General features: G+C 74.3%; 15 protein-coding genes. 14 read left to right on the top strand and 1 reads right to left on the bottom strand.

Translation table 11 applies throughout. The features are described from left to right. Window positions 1-20: 20 nt before the first annotated feature. The 11 genes from ACIQG9_RS16210 to nusB all read left to right on the top strand — a co-directional run bounded on the left by ACIQG9_RS16210 (window position 21) and on the right by nusB (window position 11,920). The gene (locus ACIQG9_RS16210; protein ID WP_400402635.1) at window positions 21-1,646 is read left to right on the top strand and encodes a lipopolysaccharide biosynthesis protein; all 1,626 of its coding nucleotides are present in this window, start codon (window positions 21-23) and stop codon (window positions 1,644-1,646) included. Continuing rightward, window positions 1,639-2,571, top strand: coding sequence for a glycosyltransferase family 2 protein (locus tag ACIQG9_RS16205; RefSeq protein WP_400402633.1), 933 nt, complete (start codon window positions 1,639-1,641; stop codon window positions 2,569-2,571). Before ACIQG9_RS16210 ends, ACIQG9_RS16205 begins: the two co-directional genes overlap by 8 nt. Then, window positions 2,564-4,465: an O-antigen ligase family protein gene (locus tag ACIQG9_RS16200; protein ID WP_400402631.1), complete on the top strand. Its 1,902-nt coding sequence runs from the start codon at window positions 2,564-2,566 to the stop codon at window positions 4,463-4,465. The genes ACIQG9_RS16205 and ACIQG9_RS16200 overlap by 8 nt, the downstream gene beginning before the upstream one ends. Beyond that, the gene (locus ACIQG9_RS16195) at window positions 4,462-6,120 is read left to right on the top strand and encodes a lipopolysaccharide biosynthesis protein (RefSeq protein WP_400402629.1); all 1,659 of its coding nucleotides are present in this window, start codon (window positions 4,462-4,464) and stop codon (window positions 6,118-6,120) included. The genes ACIQG9_RS16200 and ACIQG9_RS16195 overlap by 4 nt, the downstream gene beginning before the upstream one ends. A gap of 117 nt (window positions 6,121-6,237) precedes the next feature. Further along, window positions 6,238-7,125 carry a sulfotransferase domain-containing protein gene (locus ACIQG9_RS16190; protein WP_400402627.1) on the top strand — a complete coding sequence of 296 codons (888 nt, stop codon included), beginning with the start codon at window positions 6,238-6,240 and terminating at the stop codon, window positions 7,123-7,125. 84 nt (window positions 7,126-7,209) lie between these two features. Continuing rightward, window positions 7,210-8,388, top strand: coding sequence for a chorismate synthase (gene aroC / locus ACIQG9_RS16185; protein WP_400402625.1), 1,179 nt, complete (start codon window positions 7,210-7,212; stop codon window positions 8,386-8,388). A 103-nt stretch (window positions 8,389-8,491) separates the two neighbouring features. Beyond that, window positions 8,492-8,998, top strand: a complete 507-nt coding sequence (locus ACIQG9_RS16180; RefSeq protein WP_400402622.1) for a shikimate kinase — start codon at window positions 8,492-8,494, stop codon at window positions 8,996-8,998. Between the two features lie 92 nt (window positions 8,999-9,090). Further along, the gene (gene aroB, locus ACIQG9_RS16175; protein ID WP_400402619.1) at window positions 9,091-10,167 is read left to right on the top strand and encodes a 3-dehydroquinate synthase; all 1,077 of its coding nucleotides are present in this window, start codon (window positions 9,091-9,093) and stop codon (window positions 10,165-10,167) included. Further along, the gene (aroQ, locus tag ACIQG9_RS16170; RefSeq protein WP_400402616.1) at window positions 10,164-10,616 is read left to right on the top strand and encodes a type II 3-dehydroquinate dehydratase; all 453 of its coding nucleotides are present in this window, start codon (window positions 10,164-10,166) and stop codon (window positions 10,614-10,616) included. The genes aroB and aroQ overlap by 4 nt, the downstream gene beginning before the upstream one ends. 312 nt (window positions 10,617-10,928) lie before the next feature. After that, window positions 10,929-11,486, top strand: a complete 558-nt coding sequence (gene efp / locus ACIQG9_RS16165; RefSeq protein ID WP_377515019.1) for an elongation factor P — start codon at window positions 10,929-10,931, stop codon at window positions 11,484-11,486. A 23-nt stretch (window positions 11,487-11,509) separates the two neighbouring features. After that, on the top strand, window positions 11,510-11,920 hold the full coding sequence (gene nusB, locus ACIQG9_RS16160; RefSeq protein ID WP_400403206.1) for a transcription antitermination factor NusB: 411 nt from the start codon (window positions 11,510-11,512) through the stop codon (window positions 11,918-11,920). A gap of 141 nt (window positions 11,921-12,061) precedes the next feature. Here nusB and ACIQG9_RS16155 read toward each other — a convergent pair whose 3' ends face one another. Beyond that, window positions 12,062-12,550, bottom strand: coding sequence for a transcriptional regulator (locus tag ACIQG9_RS16155; RefSeq protein ID WP_013285505.1), 489 nt, complete (start codon window positions 12,548-12,550; stop codon window positions 12,062-12,064). Between the two features lie 289 nt (window positions 12,551-12,839). Here ACIQG9_RS16155 and pyrR point away from each other — a divergent pair, with 289 nt between their 5' ends. The 3 genes from pyrR to ACIQG9_RS16140 are packed head-to-tail and all read left to right on the top strand — an operon-like array spanning window position 12,840 to window position 15,669. Then, window positions 12,840-13,424: a bifunctional pyr operon transcriptional regulator/uracil phosphoribosyltransferase PyrR gene (gene pyrR / locus ACIQG9_RS16150; protein ID WP_400402611.1), complete on the top strand. Its 585-nt coding sequence runs from the start codon at window positions 12,840-12,842 to the stop codon at window positions 13,422-13,424. Then, window positions 13,421-14,398 (top strand): aspartate carbamoyltransferase catalytic subunit, encoded by a 978-nt coding sequence (locus ACIQG9_RS16145; protein ID WP_400402609.1) that lies wholly within the window; start codon window positions 13,421-13,423, stop codon window positions 14,396-14,398. The genes pyrR and ACIQG9_RS16145 overlap by 4 nt, the downstream gene beginning before the upstream one ends. After that, window positions 14,395-15,669 carry a dihydroorotase gene (locus ACIQG9_RS16140; RefSeq protein WP_400402606.1) on the top strand — a complete coding sequence of 425 codons (1,275 nt, stop codon included), beginning with the start codon at window positions 14,395-14,397 and terminating at the stop codon, window positions 15,667-15,669. Before ACIQG9_RS16145 ends, ACIQG9_RS16140 begins: the two co-directional genes overlap by 4 nt. The last annotated feature ends 10 nt before the right edge of the window (window positions 15,670-15,679 follow it).

The following is a 15,679-nucleotide window of genomic DNA, read 5'->3' as shown; positions in this document are numbered from 1 at the left end:
GCATCGCAAGAGGACCTGACATGGACGTGACCGACGTCACTCCCGCCCGGCAGCGCCCGGTTGGCCTGGCCGAACTGGCCCGTATCCCGTTGCGGCGGTGGCGTACGGTGCTCGCCGCCACCGGGCTGGTGCTGCTCGTGGTGGCCGGCTACGTGCTGGTCTTCCCCGCGACATACACCGCGACGACGGCCGTGGTGGTCCGGCCCGTGGTCACCGACCCGTTCTCCGTGCCGTCCGGCGGGGCCGACCGGGCGGTGAACATGACCGCCGAGAGCGGCATCGCCACCAGCAACGACGTCATCGACAAGGTCGCGTCGATCACCGGCCGGGACACCACCGACGTGGCCGACGCGATCACGGTGGAGACCCCGGTGGGCGGCCAGGTGATGCGCTTCAGCTACGCCGGGCACAGCGAGACCGAGGCGGTGGCCGGTGCGAACGGTGCCGCCGAGTCGTACCTGCAACTGCGCAAGGGCATGTACGAGAACCAGCGCGCGGCCGTGTTGAAGTCGTACGACGACACCATCGCCCTGGTCACCAGCCAGCGCACCACCACCCAGCGGTCGCTGCCGGCCAACCAGGGGTCCAACCCCTCGCCGCGCACCAGCGCCCTGCTGGACCAGTTGCGGGCCCTCAACGACCAGCTCGCCACCCTCGCCGAGCAGCGCTCCAAGATCGCCTCGGCGGACCTGAGCCCCGGCTCGGTCACCAGCGCCGCCCGGGCGCCGGTCCCGTCCAGCCGCGACGCGGCCCCGCTGATCCTGGTCGCCGGCCTGCTCGGCGGCCTGCTGGTCGGCGGGCTGGTCGCCTTCGTGCGGGAGTCCCTCGACCGCCGGGTGCGTACCGCCGCCGAGGCGTCCGCGCTGGTCGGCGCCCCGCTGCTGGGCACCGTGGGCCGGGACCGCGCCGGCCGGCTCTCCGAGACCGACCTGCGCTACCTGGTGCTGGCCCTGGGCCGCTGGGTGGACGGGCCGAAGCCGGTCCCGCTGGTCCTGCTCTCCACCGCCGCCGACGAGCGCCGCGAACAGGTCACCGCCGGGATCGCCGCGGCGCTGGCCCAGGCCGGGCACGAGGTGCGCCTCGCCGTCGCCCCGGAGAGCCGGGACCGGATCCGCCCACTGCTCCAGGACGCCCAGCGCCGGCATCCGGCCGTCGAGCCGGCCCGGCCCCGGGTGCCCCGGCCCCGGGTGCCCACCAGCACCCCGGCCCCGGCCCCGGTGGCCACCGGCAACCCGGAGGACACCATGGTCATCCAGCCGGTCCGCAAGCCGCGCCCGTTCCCGACCGAGGACCCGAAGAACGGCGCGGTGTACCGCTCCACCACGACGGCGGACAAGACCGAGATCATTCCCCGGCTGGCTCCGGCGGAGAAGCCCACCGTCGACGGTGAGGAGCTGCGGATCGGCTCCGGTGCGGTGCACCTGGTCCCGCTGGACGCTCCGCCGGCCGACGGCGTCACCGTGGTCGACGCCCCGCCCGCCCTCCACGACGAGCGGGGCGTACGGGCCGCCCGGGAGGGCCGGGCCGTGCTGGTCGCCGCCCGGGACAAGACCCGGACGGCCCGGCTGGGCCAGCTCGTGGAACGGCTGCGCGCGGTGAGCGTGGAACCGGTCGGATTCGTGGTGACGGGAGAGAAGCGTGACTGAGTGGACCGGCAGCCCGGAACACCCGCCGGTGACCGTGGTGCTGGCCACCCGGGACCGGCCCGGGCTGCTGGAACGGGCCGTCCGCGCGGTGCTCGACCAGGACTACCCCGGCCCCGTCGAGTGCGTCGTGGTGTACGACCACACCGACATCCGCGAGCTGGACCTCGACGTCCCGGCCGGGCGCACCCTCCGGTACGCCAACAACACCCACCGGCGGGGCCTGCCCGGCGGCCGTAACACCGGCGCCGACGAGGCGTCCGCCGACCTGATCGCGTTCTGCGACGACGACGACTTCTGGCTGCCGGCGAAGCTGCGCCGCCAGGTGGAGCTGCTGGCGCGGCGTCCCGACGCCGCCGCCGCGAGCTGCGGCATCCGGCTGGAGGGGCCGGGCATCGCCAAGGAGCGGCAGCTCGACCGGGCCGAGGTCACCCTGCCCGACTTCGTCGAGGACCGGGTGATGGAGGTGCACTCCAGCACCATCCTCATCCGGCGGTCCACCTGGGACGCGATCGGCCCGGTGGACGAGGAGCTGCCCGGCGGCTACGGCGAGGACTACGAGTGGCTGCTGCGGATCGCCGCGCACGGCCCGGTGGTGATCGTGCCCGAGGTCCTGGTGGTGGTGGACTGGCACGGCGGGTCCTTCTTCTTCGGCCGCTGGGCGATGATCGTCGAGGCGACCCGCTACCTGCTGGACAAGCACCCCGAGCTGGCCGGCAGCCGGACCGGTCTGGCCCGGCTGCACGGCCAGATCGCGTTCGCGCTCGCCGCCGGCCGGCGCCGCCGCGAGGCGGTGCGGGAGTTGGGCCGGGTGGTCCGGCTCAACCCCCGGGAGAAGCGGGTGCTGGTGACCGTCCCGGTGGTGCTCGGCCTGATGTCGGGGGAGCGGGTGCTCCGGCTGGCCCAGCGCCGGGGGCGGGGTGTCTGACCGGCGGCCCCGGGCCGGCAGCTTGCCGTCCGGGCCGGCGCCGCTGCCCACCTGGCCGCTGCTGGCCATGTTCGGCCTGGTGCCGCTCTGGTGGGCGCTCGGCGGCTTCTACCTCGGCTGGTCGGTCTTCGGGGTGGTGCTGCTGGCGCTGATGGTCACCCGGGGTCGGGTGGCCCTGCCCGCCGGCACGGCCTGCTGGCTGGTGTTCCTCGCCCTGGCGCTGCTCAGCTTCACCCGGCTCGACCGGGCCACCGCCTACCTGACCTCCGGGCTGCGCTTCGGCTTCATGCTGACCGCGCTGATCGTCTGCGTCTACGTCTACAACCTGGTCCGGGACGGCGTTCCCTGGGACCGGGTGCTCCGTCCGCTCGGCTGGTACTGGCTGGCCGTGGTCGCGCTGGGCTGGCTGGCCGTGCTGTCACCCCGGTTCCAGCTCACCACCCCGGTGGAGACGCTGCTGCCGGGGAGCATGTCGGGGGAGCGGTTCATCCAGGCGTTGACCCACGTACGGGCCAACGAGTTCAACCCGGTGTCCCGGGCCCCGATCTACCGGACGGCCGCGCCGTACCCGTACACCAACAACTGGGGTACGGCGTACGCCCTGCTGGTGCCGTGCGTGCTGGCGTACCTGACGTCGGTGCGCACCGGCCGGTTCCGGGTGGCGCTGATGGTGTCGCTGCCGCTGTCGATGGTGCCGGCGTTCATGACCCTCAACCGGGGCATGTTCCTCGGTCTGGGCGCGGGGCTGACCTACCTCGGCCTGCGGGCGCTGGTCCGGGGCAACGCCAAGCTCATCGCCTCGATCGGCGGGCTGGTGCTGCTGGTCTGGGTGGTCAGCCTGGTGGTGCCGGTGCAGGAGCTGATCAACAACCGGGTCAGCAGCACCGACACCAACGTCGACCGGATGGACCTCTACGTCCGTACCTGGCAGGCGGTGGAGCGGTCCCCGCTGCTCGGGTACGGCGCGCCGAACAGCGTCGACACGACGCTCGCCGAGGAGCCGCTGGGCACCCAGGGGATGGTCTGGCAGGTCCTCTACAGCCACGGCATTCCGGCCCTGGTGGCCTTCCTGGCCTGGCTGGTGCTGGTCGCCAAGCGGTTGGGCGGGGCGGTCTCCCCGGCCGGGCAGTGGCTGAGCACCATCCCGGTGATCGCCCTCGTGGTGATCCCGGTGTACGCCTACATCGACCCGAACATGTCGGTCATCTTCTTCGCGGTCGGAGCCGGGCTGGCGGCGGTGAGCGGGCCGGTGAACCGCGCGGTGACGCTCGCACCGGGAGCGGCCGAGGCGTCCGCGCCGGTCGGACCGCCGGCCGGCCCCGCGCCGACGGTCGGGGCCACCGGTACGGCGACGGTGCCGGCGAGGGCGTCGGCCGCGGTGCCGCCCGTACCGACCAGGGCCACCGCCACCGTGCCGGCCCCGGCGTCCGGCTCGGCGGCCGTGCCGGGTCGGGCCCCGCTGCCCGGCCCAGTTCCGCCGGCCGGCTCCGCTGTGGTGGCCGGCTCGGCCCGGGTGTCCGGCGCTGCTCCGCCGCCCGGGTCGGCGCCGCCCGTCAGCCCACCGCGTGCCGTGCCGGCGACCCCGCCCGGCCCGTCCGCGCCGAGCGCGGGGGAACCGCCGGCCGCCCCCACCCGGCCCGCCCCGGTGGACGCCCCGACCGAGGTCCGACCGGCGCACCGACCCGCCGGGCCGACGACGGGCCCGACCCCGACCGGCGATCCGGCCGGGGCCGCGCCGCCCGTCCGGCCACCCTCGCCCCGGGACGCGACGGCGGCGGAGCGGTCCCGGCCGGCGGCGCAGGACGCGCCGCCCGGCGCGGCCGTACCGCCGGTCCGGGCCGCCGCCCGGGTCGGCGAGCAGGCGGGTACCGACGTGGACGGGGAGCGGGCATGAGTCAACCGGGTACCGGAACCACCCCGGCGGTGCCCCGGCAGGCCGACCGCCGTCCGGCTCCGGCCGTCGAGTCGGGCGGGCCGGATCCGGAGGTCCGGCCGGACCGGGCGACCGGACCGGCCGGTGCGGCAGGGCGACCGGACGCCGGCGACCCCGGGACGGCGAACAGCCGGGGTGAGGTGCGGCGCAGCGCGCGCAGCGGCGCGGTCGGACTGGCCGGCGCGGCGGTCAACGGCGCGCTGGGCTTCGTGCTCACCGTGGTCATCGTGCGCGGCTTCGGCGCGGCCGGCTCCGGCGCGCTCTTCACCGCCATCGGCGTGGTGTCCATCCTCGGCGCGGTCTGCTGCGCCGGCGCGGACACCGCCCTGGTCTGGGCGCTGCCCCGACGCCGGGCCGGAACCGACGGCGACGCCGCCCGGCTGCTGCCGGTCGCGTTGCTCCCGGTACTGCTGCTCACCGGGGTCGTGGCGGCGGCGGGAGCGCTCAGCGCCGACCGGCTCGCCCCGGTCCTCTTCGACGGACCGGACGGGCCGACGCTGCTCCGCCTGGCCTTCCTCGCGTTGCCGGTCACCGTGGCGATGACCGTGCTGCTCGCCGCCGTCCGGGCGGTCCGGCCGGTGACCGCCGTGGTCGGCATCCAGTACGTGCTGGTGCCGCTGGCCCGGCCCGCGCTGCTGCTGGCGACGGTCGCCGCCGGTGCCGGCGTGGCGGTCGGCTTCGGTGGCTGGCTGCTGCCGGTGGCGCTGGCCGTGGTCGCCGCCGCCGCGCTGCTGGTCCGGCCGCTGGGCCTGCTCACCGGCGCGCGGCTGCGCCCGGACGGCGCGGACTGGCGTACCCTCTGGGGCTTCGCGCTGCCCCGGGCGGTGTCGGCGGCCATCGACGCCAGCAGCATGTGGGTCGGGGTGCTGCTCACCTCGGCGCTGGCCGGTGCGACCGAGTCCGGCGTCTTCGCCGCGGTCGGCCGGTACGCCCTGGCCGGGCTGCTCGTCATGCAGGGGCTGCGGGTGGCGGTCGCGCCGCAGTTGTCCCGGCTGCTCGGGCAGGGACGCAGCGCCGACGCGGCGCTGGTCTACCGCCGGGTCACCGTCGTGATCATCATGCTGTCCTGGCCGGCGTACCTGCTGCTGGCGGTGTTCGCGCCCGGGTTCCTCAGCCTGTTCGGCGACGGGTTCACCGGCGGCGCCACCCCGCTGGCGGTGCTCGCCGGGGCCATGATGGTCAACTCGGGGGTGGGCATCGTGCAGACGATGCTGCTGATGAGCGGCAACAGCAGCCGGCACCTCCAGGCCACCGTGGTCGGGCTCGCCCTCACCGTCGGGCTCGGCTTCCTGCTCATCCCCGCGCACGGGGCGCTCGGCGCCGCGTACGCCTGGACGGCCGGCGTGGTCGCGGAGAACGTGTTGGCCGCGCTGGCCGCCCGGGTCGCCGTCGGCCAACCGCTGCTCACCCGTTCGGTGGGCTGGGCGGCGGCCGGGGCCGGCGGCGGTGCCGCCGTGGTGGCGGTGCTCAGCGCGTTGCTGGCCGGGCGCGGCATCGCCGGCCTGGCCCTGGCCCTGGCGGTGCTGGCGGTCGCCGCCGCCGGGCTGCTGCTGGACCGGCGGGTCCGCCGCACGGTCCGGGCCACCGTGACGATGCTCAAGCCCGGGCCACCGTGACGATGCTCAAGCCCGGGCCGCCGTGACGATGCTCAAGCCCGGGCCGCCGTGACGATGCTCAAGCCCGGACCGGCGTGACGATGCTCAGGCCGAGACCGGCGTGACGAGAGGAGAACGATGACGATCCGCGACCGGCTCAAGGGTGTGGTCCCGCACCAGGTCACCCACCAGGTCCGCAATTCGCTGGTCCGGTACGGCGAGCGGACCAGCGACCGGCGGCCGCTGCCGGACTTCCTGATCACCGGCACCAAGCGCGGCGGCACCACCTCACTGTGGCGGTACCTGCTGGAGCATCCCCTCGTGCCCCGGCTCTTCCCGGCGTGGAACACCAAGACCTCGCACTACTTCGAGGAGAACTGGGGACGGGGCGAGGCGTGGTACCGCTCGCACTTCCCCACCGAGCGGCACCGCCAGGCGCTGGAACGCCGGCACGGCGGGCCGGTGCGGGTCGGCGAGGCCGCGCCGCTGTACATGTTCCACCCCCTCGCCCCGCACCGGGTCGCCGAGCTGCTGCCGGACGTCCGGCTGATCTTCCTGCTCCGCGACCCGGTGGAGCGGGCGTACTCGCACTGGAAGGAGCGGCGTACCGAGGGCCGGGAGCCGCTGGACTTCGCCGCGGCGCTGGCCCGCGAGGAGGAGCGCACCGCCGGGGAACGGGAGAAGCTGGTCGCCGACCCGATGTACGTCAGCGAGGCGTACGACTGGTACACCTACCGGGCCCGGGGCCGCTACCTGGAGCACCTGGAGCCGTGGCTGGAGCGCTTCGACCGGGACCAGTTGCTGATCCTGCCCAGCGAGACGCTGTACGCCGAGCCGGCCGCGACGTACGCCCGGGTACTGGACTTCCTCGGTCTGCCCGCGCACCGGCTGGCCGCGTACGAGGCGCACAACCACCGGCGCAGCAGCGCCATGCCGGAGGAGGTCCGGGTCGAGTTGGCCGCGCACTTCGCCCCGCACAACGCGGCGTTGGAGCAGCGGCTGGGAATGCGCTTCGACTGGTCGTGACCGCCCGGCGGACTCGGCGTCCGCAGGGCGGGACGGGCCGGGCGGAACGTCGGGGTGGGTACCGGGCGTGACAGACTGACGGCTGTGTTGCGCTGGCTGACTGCAGGTGAATCGCACGGTCCCGCCCTTGTCGCGTTGATGGAGGGCGTTCCCGCCGGAGTGGAGGTGACCACCACCGACATCGCCGGTGAGCTGGCCCGCCGGCGGCTCGGCTACGGCCGGGGCGCCCGGATGGCCTTCGAACAGGACGAGGTCGACATCATCGGCGGCCTGCGGCACGGCGTCACCCTGGGCAGCCCGGTCGCCATCCGGGTGGGCAACTCCGAGTGGCCGAAGTGGCAGACGGTGATGGCCGCCGACCCGGTCGACCCGGACGAGCTGGCCCAGCAGGCCCGCAACGCGCCGCTGACCCGCCCCCGGCCGGGCCACGCCGACCTGGCCGGCATGCAGAAGTACGGCCACACCGACGCCCGGCCGATCCTGGAGCGCGCCAGCGCCCGGGAGACCGCCGCCCGGGTCGCCGTCGGCACCGTGGCGAAGGCCCTGGTCAAGCAGGCTCTCGGCATCGAGATCGTGTCGCACGTGGTGGAGCTCGGGCCGGTCGCCGTCAAGCCGGGTCTGCGGCCCCGGCCGGAGGACGCCGAGCGGATCGACGCCGACCCGCTGCGCTGCCTCGACCCGGAGGCCAGCGCCCGGATGGTCGCCGAGGTCGACGCCGCGAAGAAGGCCGCCGACACCCTCGGCGGCGTGGTCGAGGTGCTCGCCTACAACGTCCCGCCGGGCCTCGGCAGCCACGTGCAGTGGGACCGCAAGCTCGACGCCCGGCTGGCCACCGCCCTGATGTCCATCCAGGCGATCAAGGGGGTGGAGATCGGCGACGGCTGGCAGCAGGCCCGCTCCCGGGGCTCCGAGGCCCACGACGAGATCATGCCGACGGCCACCGGGGTCCGCCGGGTCACCGACCGGGCCGGCGGCCTGGAGGGCGGCATCACCACCGGCGAGCCGCTGCGGGTGAAGGCCGCGATGAAGCCGATCTCCTCGCTGAACCGGGCCCTCGCCACGGTGGACGTCACCACCGGCGAGCCGGCCACCGCGATCAACCAGCGCTCCGACGTCTGCGCCGTGCCCGCCGCGGCGGTGGTCGCCGAGGCGATGGTGGCGCTGGTGCTCGCCGAGGCCGCCACCGAGAAGTTCGGCGGCGACTCGGTGGCCGAGATCCGCCGCAACCTCGCCGGCTACCTCGAAGCGCTGGTGATCCGGTGAGCGCGGGGGCGCGGCGCGCAGCCGCGAGCGACGGACGGGTCCGGGTGGGCGCGAGCGGTGCGGCCCGGCGGAGCCCCGCAGCCGCGAGCGACGGACGGGTCCGGTGACCAGGCCGGTCTGCGTGCTGGTCGGTGCCCCGGGCTCCGGCAAGAGCACCGTCGGCGAGGAGTTGGCCACCCTGCTCGGGGTGGCGTTCCGGGACACCGACGCCGACATCGAGGCGATGGCCGGCAAGCCGATCCCGGAGATATTCATCGACGAGGGGGAGGCGCACTTCCGTACCCTCGAACGGGCGGCCGTGGCGGCGGCGCTGGCCTCCCACCCGGGGGTGCTCGCCCTCGGCGGTGGTGCGGTCCTCGCCGAGGAGAACCGTGCCGCGCTGGTCGGCCACACCGTGGCACACCTGTCGGTGGAGCTTCCCGACGCGGTGAAACGGGTCGGGCTCGGCGTCGGCCGGCCGTTGCTGGCGCTGAACCCGCGGGCCACCCTCAAGCACCTGATGGACCAGCGCCGCCCGCTCTACGCCGAGGTCGCGACGGCGACGGTGGTCACCGACGGGCGGACGCCGGCGGAGATCGCCGCGGAGATCGCCGGCCTGCTCAAGCCCTGACCCGCCGGCCGGCGGCACAGCCTCGCCCGGCGCCGCGCCACCAGGTGGACACTCGCGGTACCCGGGCCGCCGCTGGACTAGGCTGCCGGGCGATGGACGAGGTGACCCGGATTCCGGTCGGCGGCGAGCGGCCGTACGACGTGCTGGTCGGACGCGACCTGCTGGCCGAGCTGCCCGGGCTGCTGCCCGGGGCGACCCGGGTGGCGGTGCTGCACGCGTCCCCGCTGAAGGGCCTGGCCGAGGCGATCGCCGAGCGGCTGGGCGCGGCGGGGACGACCCCGCTGGCGATCGAGGTGCCCGACGCCGAGGCGGGCAAGCGGATCGAGGTGGCCGCCGACTGCTGGGAGCGGCTCGGCGCGGCCGGCTTCACCCGTACCGACGCGGTGGTCGGGGTGGGCGGCGGCGCGGTGACCGACCTGGCCGGCTTCGTCGCCGCCTGCTGGCTGCGCGGGGTGCCCTGGGTGCCGGTGGCGACCTCGCTGCTCGGCATGGTCGACGCCGCCGTGGGGGGCAAGACCGGCGTCAACACGACCGCGGGGAAGAACCTGGTGGGGGCCTTCCACCCGCCGGTGGGGGTGCTGGCCGACCTGGGCGCGCTGGACAGCCTGCCGCCGGCCGACCTGGCCGCCGGGCTGGCCGAGGTGGTCAAGTGTGGCTTCATCGCCGACCCGGTGATCCTGGACCTGGTGGAGGCGGATCCGGCCGCCGCCACCGACCCGGCCGGTCCGGTGGCCCGCGAGCTGATCGAGCGGGCGATCCGGGTCAAGGCCGAGGTGGTCTCCGGTGACCTGCGCGAGTCGGGCGTCCGGGAGGTGCTCAACTACGGGCACACCCTCGCGCACGCGATCGAGAAGGTCGAGGACTACCGCTGGCGGCACGGGCACGCGGTGGCGGTCGGCACGGTTTACGCCGGCGTCCTGGCCCGGCTGGCCGGCCGGCTCGACGGGGCGACCGCTGACCGGCACCGTACCGCGATGGCCGCCCTCGGCCTGCCCACCAGCTACCCGGCCGACGCCTGGCCGGCCCTGTTGGCGGCGATGCGGGTGGACAAGAAGGCCCGGGGCAGCCGGCTGCGGTTCGTGGTCCTGGACGGGCTGGCCCGGCCCGCGATCCTGGAGGGCCCGGACGACGAGCTGCTGCACGCCGCGTACCGGGAGATCAGCCGGTGAGCACGGGCAGCCGGGTGTACGTGCTGAACGGGCCGAACCTGGGCCGGCTGGGCACCCGCCAGGTCGACGTGTACGGCGTCACCAGCTATGCCGATCTGGTGACACTCTGTGTCGAGGCCGGTCGTGAGCTGGGCCTGGACGTGGTGGTCCGGCAGACCGACGCCGAGCACGAGCTGCTCGGCTGGCTGCACGGGGCGGCCGACGAGGGCGCGGCCGTGGTGCTCAACCCGGCGGCCTGGTCGCACTACTCGATCGCGGTGCGGGACGCCTGCGCCATGCTGCGTGGGCCGCTGGTCGAGGTGCACATCTCCAACATCCACGCCCGGGAGGAGTTCCGGCACCACTCGGTGGTGTCGGCGGTGGCCACCGGGGTGATCTGCGGCCTGGGCGTCGACGGCTACCGGCTGGCCCTGCGTCACCTGGCCACCCGGCTCGGCGCGGCCGGCTGATCCGCCGCGCCGCCGGGTCCGCGACGTCCCGGTGCTCGGCTCCGCTGCCGCCGCGCCGGCGCGGGATGTGCGCAGGAGAGCTGGATTACGTGTGTTCGGCGTCACGGTCCCGGCGGGTGCCTGCCGGCTCCGGGGCGGTGGAGCGGACGGGTGCGGGCGGGCGGGATGGAACGCCGCCAATCGGTCACTGTCGGTGATTACGGGGCCGGCGTGGCCCGGGGCCGAGGGGCGGCGGAAGACGGCGGAGTCGCCGATTAGACGCAGCTAGTAGACTTGCCAGGTCTGTCCGCCAATTGATGATCAAGGCAGGAAATGGCATCCACCAACGACCTCAAGAACGGCCTGGTACTCAACCTCGACGGGGAGCTCTGGGCCGTCGTCGAGTTCCAGCACGTCAAGCCCGGTAAGGGTGGGGCGTTCGTCCGCACGACGCTGAAGAACGTGCTGTCCGGCAAGGTCGTCGACAAGACCTTCAACGCGGGCACCAAGGTCGAGACCGCGACCGTCGACAAGCGCACCATGCAGTACCTCTACGCCGACGGCGAGGACTTCGTCTTCATGGATCTGGAGACGTTCGACCAGATCACCGTCCCCGGCGGCACCGTCGGCGAGGCGGCCAACTACCTCCTCCCCGAGGCCGAGGCGACCGTCGCCACCCACGAGGGCGTGCCGCTCTACATCGAGCTGCCCACCTCCGTGGTGCTGGAGGTCACCTACACCGAGCCCGGCCTGCAGGGCGACCGGTCGACCGGTGGCAACAAGCCGGCCACCGTCGAGACCGGCGCCACCGTGCCGGTGCCGCTCTTCATCACCACCGGCGAGAAGATCAAGGTCGACACCCGCGACGGCCGATACCTCGGCCGAGCCTGATGGCCGAGGGTCCCAAGCAGCAGATGCCGTCGCGCCGCAAGGCGCGTAAGCGGGCGCTGGACGTGCTCTTCGAGGCCGACCTGCGGGACCGGCCTCCGGTCGAGGTGCTCGCCGGCTACGTCGAGCGGATCGAGAAGCCGCGCCCCGAGCACCTGGGCTACGCGATCGGCCTGGTCGAGGGGGTGGCCGCCCACCTGGACCGGATCGACGAGGTGATCGCCAGCTACGCCGAGGGCTGGACGCTGGACCGGATGCCGGTCGTCGACCGCAACCTGGCCCGGATCGCCGTCTACGAACTGCTCTACGTCGACGAGATCGACGACGCGGTGGCGATCAGCGAGGCGGTGGAGCTGGCCCGACAGATGTCGACCGACGACTCGCCGCGCTTCCTCAACGGCATCCTCGGTCGGATCGCCGAGTACGCCACCCGCTGACCGCGACCCGACCCGCTCGCGGGACCGCGCCCGACGACGGCGTGGCCTCGCGGGCCCGCGCCCCGCTTCGGCGTGGCGACCAGTGCGACGAACAGAGGGCCCGTGCCGGACGGCACGGGCCCTCTGTCGTGGTGCGGACGGTCAGGAGGCGAAGAACGCCCGCGGGTCGGCGACCAGCACGCCGTGCTCGGTCAGCCGCTCGATCAGCCCGGACGGCGAGGCGTCGTAGACGATCGCCAGGGCACGCAGGTCGTCGGCGCGGATGGAGAGCACCCGGCCGTTGTAGTCACCACGCTGCTGCTGGATGGCGCGGGCGTAACGGGCGACGTAGGCGAGGTCCTCGGACGCCTCGTCGTAGAGCCGCTCCAGGTCCAGGACGATCTTGCTGGTGGGCTCGTGCCGCACCCCGCTGCCGTCGGGCAGCAGCTCCGAGACGGGAACGCGGTAGAAGTCGGCCAGCTCCGCCAGGCGGGACACGGTGACGGCCCGGTCGCCGCGCTCGTAGGAGCCGACCACCACGGCCTTCCACCGCCCGTTCGACTTCTCCTCCACCCCTTGCAGGGACAGGCCCTGCTGCTGGCGGATGGAGCGCAGGCGGGCGCCCAGCGACTTGGCGTATTCAGAGGGCATTCGGACACTCCCAGTGCTGTGCTTTGGGGTTCTCCCAGCGATCGCTACGGAGCGTGACGGTACGGGGATTGCGACACGTGGTCAAGTGCTCGTGACCTTACCGTTGGGGAGCGCGGGGGGACTTATCCCTATTTCGCCACCCTGATCCGGGGATCAGTGGGTGCCGGCGATCGGCCCGGTGACCGCTGGTAACGTGGCCGCAAGCCCCGGTCCGGGTCGTCCGCGACCCGACCGGAGATCCAGACGTCCTTTAACGACCCGTCCCGTGAGGCGGGGAAGGAGGTCCGCCGTGGCCTGCCCACCGGCTGCCCCCTCGTCGCAGGAGCGACAACCCTCGGTGAAGGTGATCCTCGCCAGCGCCGACGTCCAGCGCGTCGTCGACCGGATCGCCCACCAGATCCTGGAGAAGACCCAGGGCGCCGCCGACACCGTCCTGCTCGGCATCCCCACCCGGGGCGCCCCCCTCGCCCGGCGGCTCGCCGCCCGGATCAGCACCTTCGAGGACGTCGACGTCCCGGTCGGCGTGCTCGACATCACGCTCTACCGCGACGACCTGCGCCGGCACGCCACCCGCGCGGTCGGCCCCACCCAGCTACCGCCCGGCGGCATCGACGGCAAGCGGGTCGTCCTCGTCGACGACGTGCTCTTCTCCGGCCGTACCGTGCGGGCCGCCCTCGACGCCCTCAACGACGTGGGTCGTCCCGCCTGCGTGCAGCTCGCCGTCCTGGTCGACCGTGGCCACCGGGAACTGCCGATCCGCGCCGACTACGTCGGCAAGAACATCCCGACCTCGCTGGCCGAGAGCGTCAGGGTCACCCTCGCCGAGACCGACGGGGTGGACGAGGTCAAGCTCTTCGGGGGGTCTCCCGCATGATCCGGCACCTGCTCTCCGGCGCCGACCTGGACGCCGACACCGCCACCCAGATCCTCGACACCGCCGCCGAGATGGCCACCGTCGCCGGCCGGGAGGTCAAGAAGCTGCCCGCGCTGCGCGGCCGGACCGTGGTCAACCTCTTCTACGAGGACTCCACCCGGACCCGGATCTCCTTCGAGGCGGCCGCCAAACGACTCAGCGCCGACGTGATCAACTTCTCCGCCAAGGGGTCCAGCGTGACCAAGGGGGAGAGCCTGAAGGACACCGCGCTCACCCTCCAGGCGATGGGCGCCGACGCGGTGGTCGTCCGGCACCCGGCCTCCGGCGCACCGCACCGGCTCGCCGACTGGGTGGACGGCTCGGTGGTCAACGCCGGCGACGGCACCCACGAGCATCCCACCCAGGCGCTGCTCGACGCGTACACGATGCGCTCCCGGCTGGGCCGGCTCGCCGGCCTGCACGTGGCGATCGTCGGGGACGTGCTGCACTCCCGGGTGGCCCGGTCCAACGTGCTGCTGCTGACCACCCTCGGCGCCAAGGTCACCCTGGTCGGCCCGCCGACGCTCATCCCGGTCGACTGGGCCGCCCGGGCGAGCGCCGCGCCACCCGGTGTCCCCGGCGCGGACGGCCCGGTCGCCGCGCCCGGTCACGGCACCGACGTCTCGTACGACCTCGACGCCGTGCTGCCCGGGGTGGACGTGGTGATGATGCTGCGGGTGCAGCGGGAGCGGATGAACGACTCCTACTTCCCCTCCGCCCGCGAGTACGCCCGCCGCTACGGCCTGGACGGTCCGCGCATGCGCCGGCTGCCCGGACACGCGATCGTCATGCACCCCGGCCCGATGAACCGGGGCATGGAGATCACCCCCGAGGTCGCCGACTCACCCCGCTCCACCATCGTCGAACAGGTCGCCAACGGGGTCTCCGTGCGGATGGCCGTCCTCTACCTGCTGCTCGGAGGGAACAACCGGTGACCGCGTACCTGATCAAAGGCGTGAGTGTCGTCGGCGCCGCGCCGACCGACCTGCTGATCCGCGACGGCGTCGTCGCCGAGACCGGCGCCGGGCTGTCCGCGCCGGACGTCGTCGTCGACGGCGCCGGGCTGGTCGCCCTGCCCGGCCTGGTCGACCTGCACACCCACCTGCGCGAGCCGGGCCGGGAGGACGCCGAGACCGTCGAGTCCGGCTCCCGGGCGGCGGCGCTGGGCGGCTACACCGCCGTCTGCGCGATGGCCAACACCTCCCCGGTCGCCGACACCGCCGGCGTGGTCGAGCAGGTCTGGCGGCTCGGCCGCCAGGCCGGGCTGGTCGACGTGCAGCCGATCGGCGCGGTCACCGTCGGGCTGGCCGGCGAGCGGCTGGCCGAACTGGGCGCGATGGCCGACTCGGCGGCCCGGGTGCGGATCTTCTCCGACGACGGGCACTGCGTCGCCGACCCGAAGCTGATGCGCCGCGCGCTGGAGTACGTCAAGGCGTTCGACGGCATCATCGCCCAGCACGCCGAGGAGCCCCGGCTCACCGAGGGCGCGCAGATGCACGAGGGCGAGGTCTCCACCCGGCTCGGCCTGACCGGCTGGCCGGCGGTCGCCGAGGAGGCGATCATCGCCCGGGACGTGCTGCTCGCCGAGCACGTCGGCAGCCGGCTGCACGTCTGCCACGTCTCCACCGCCGGCAGCGTCGAGGTGCTGCGCCAGGCCAAGGCACGCGGGGTCCGGGTCACCGCCGAGGTCACCCCGCACCACCTGCTGCTCACCGACGAGCGGGCGGCCAGCTACGACCCGGTCTACAAGGTCAACCCGCCGCTGCGTACCGCCGCCGACGTCGCCGCGCTGCGCGCCGCGCTGGCCGAGGGTGTCATCGACATCGTGGCCACCGACCACGCGCCGCACGCCGTGGAGGACAAGGAGTGCGAGTGGGCGTACGCCCGGCCGGGCATGCTCGGCCTGGAGACGGCGCTGTCGATCGCGCTGGACGTGCTCGGCCCGCAGTGGGACCTGATCGCCGAGCGGATGTCCCGCGCCCCGGCCCGGATCGCCGGCCTCGACTCCCACGGCCTCGACCCGGCACCCGGCGTCCCGGCCAACCTCACCCTGGTCGACCCGGCCGCCCGCCGGGTCATCGAGCCCGCGGAGCTGGCCAGCCGCAGTCGCAACACCCCGTACGCCCGCATGACGCTGCCGGGTCGCATCGTGGCGACCTTTCTGCGCGGCGAGCCGACGGTCCTGGACGGAAAGGCTGTCAAGTGAGCGCGAGGAG

The organism is Micromonospora sp. NPDC092111 (genome assembly GCF_044755745.1).
Taxonomy (GTDB): domain Bacteria; phylum Actinomycetota; class Actinomycetes; order Mycobacteriales; family Micromonosporaceae; genus Micromonospora.
The sequence above is the reverse complement of the archived record's forward strand: the minus strand, read 5'-3'. Positions and strand labels throughout refer to the sequence as shown.

Excerpts from the sequence above, each read along its gene's own strand:
- ACIQG9_RS16210 (WP_400402635.1), top strand. The coding sequence starts at position 21 with ATGGACGTGACCGACGTCACTCCCGCCCGGCAGCGCCCGGTTGGCCTG.
- ACIQG9_RS16195 (WP_400402629.1), top strand. The coding sequence starts at position 4,462 with ATGAGTCAACCGGGTACCGGAACCACCCCGGCGGTGCCCCGGCAGGCC.
- ACIQG9_RS16190 (WP_400402627.1), top strand. The coding sequence starts at position 6,238 with ATGACGATCCGCGACCGGCTCAAGGGTGTGGTCCCGCACCAGGTCACC.
- aroB (WP_400402619.1), top strand. The coding sequence starts at position 9,091 with ATGGACGAGGTGACCCGGATTCCGGTCGGCGGCGAGCGGCCGTACGAC.
- efp (WP_377515019.1), top strand. The coding sequence starts at position 10,929 with ATGGCATCCACCAACGACCTCAAGAACGGCCTGGTACTCAACCTCGAC.
- nusB (WP_400403206.1), top strand. The coding sequence starts at position 11,510 with ATGCCGTCGCGCCGCAAGGCGCGTAAGCGGGCGCTGGACGTGCTCTTC.
- ACIQG9_RS16155 (WP_013285505.1), bottom strand. The coding sequence starts at position 12,550 with ATGCCCTCTGAATACGCCAAGTCGCTGGGCGCCCGCCTGCGCTCCATC.
- ACIQG9_RS16145 (WP_400402609.1), top strand. The coding sequence starts at position 13,421 with ATGATCCGGCACCTGCTCTCCGGCGCCGACCTGGACGCCGACACCGCC.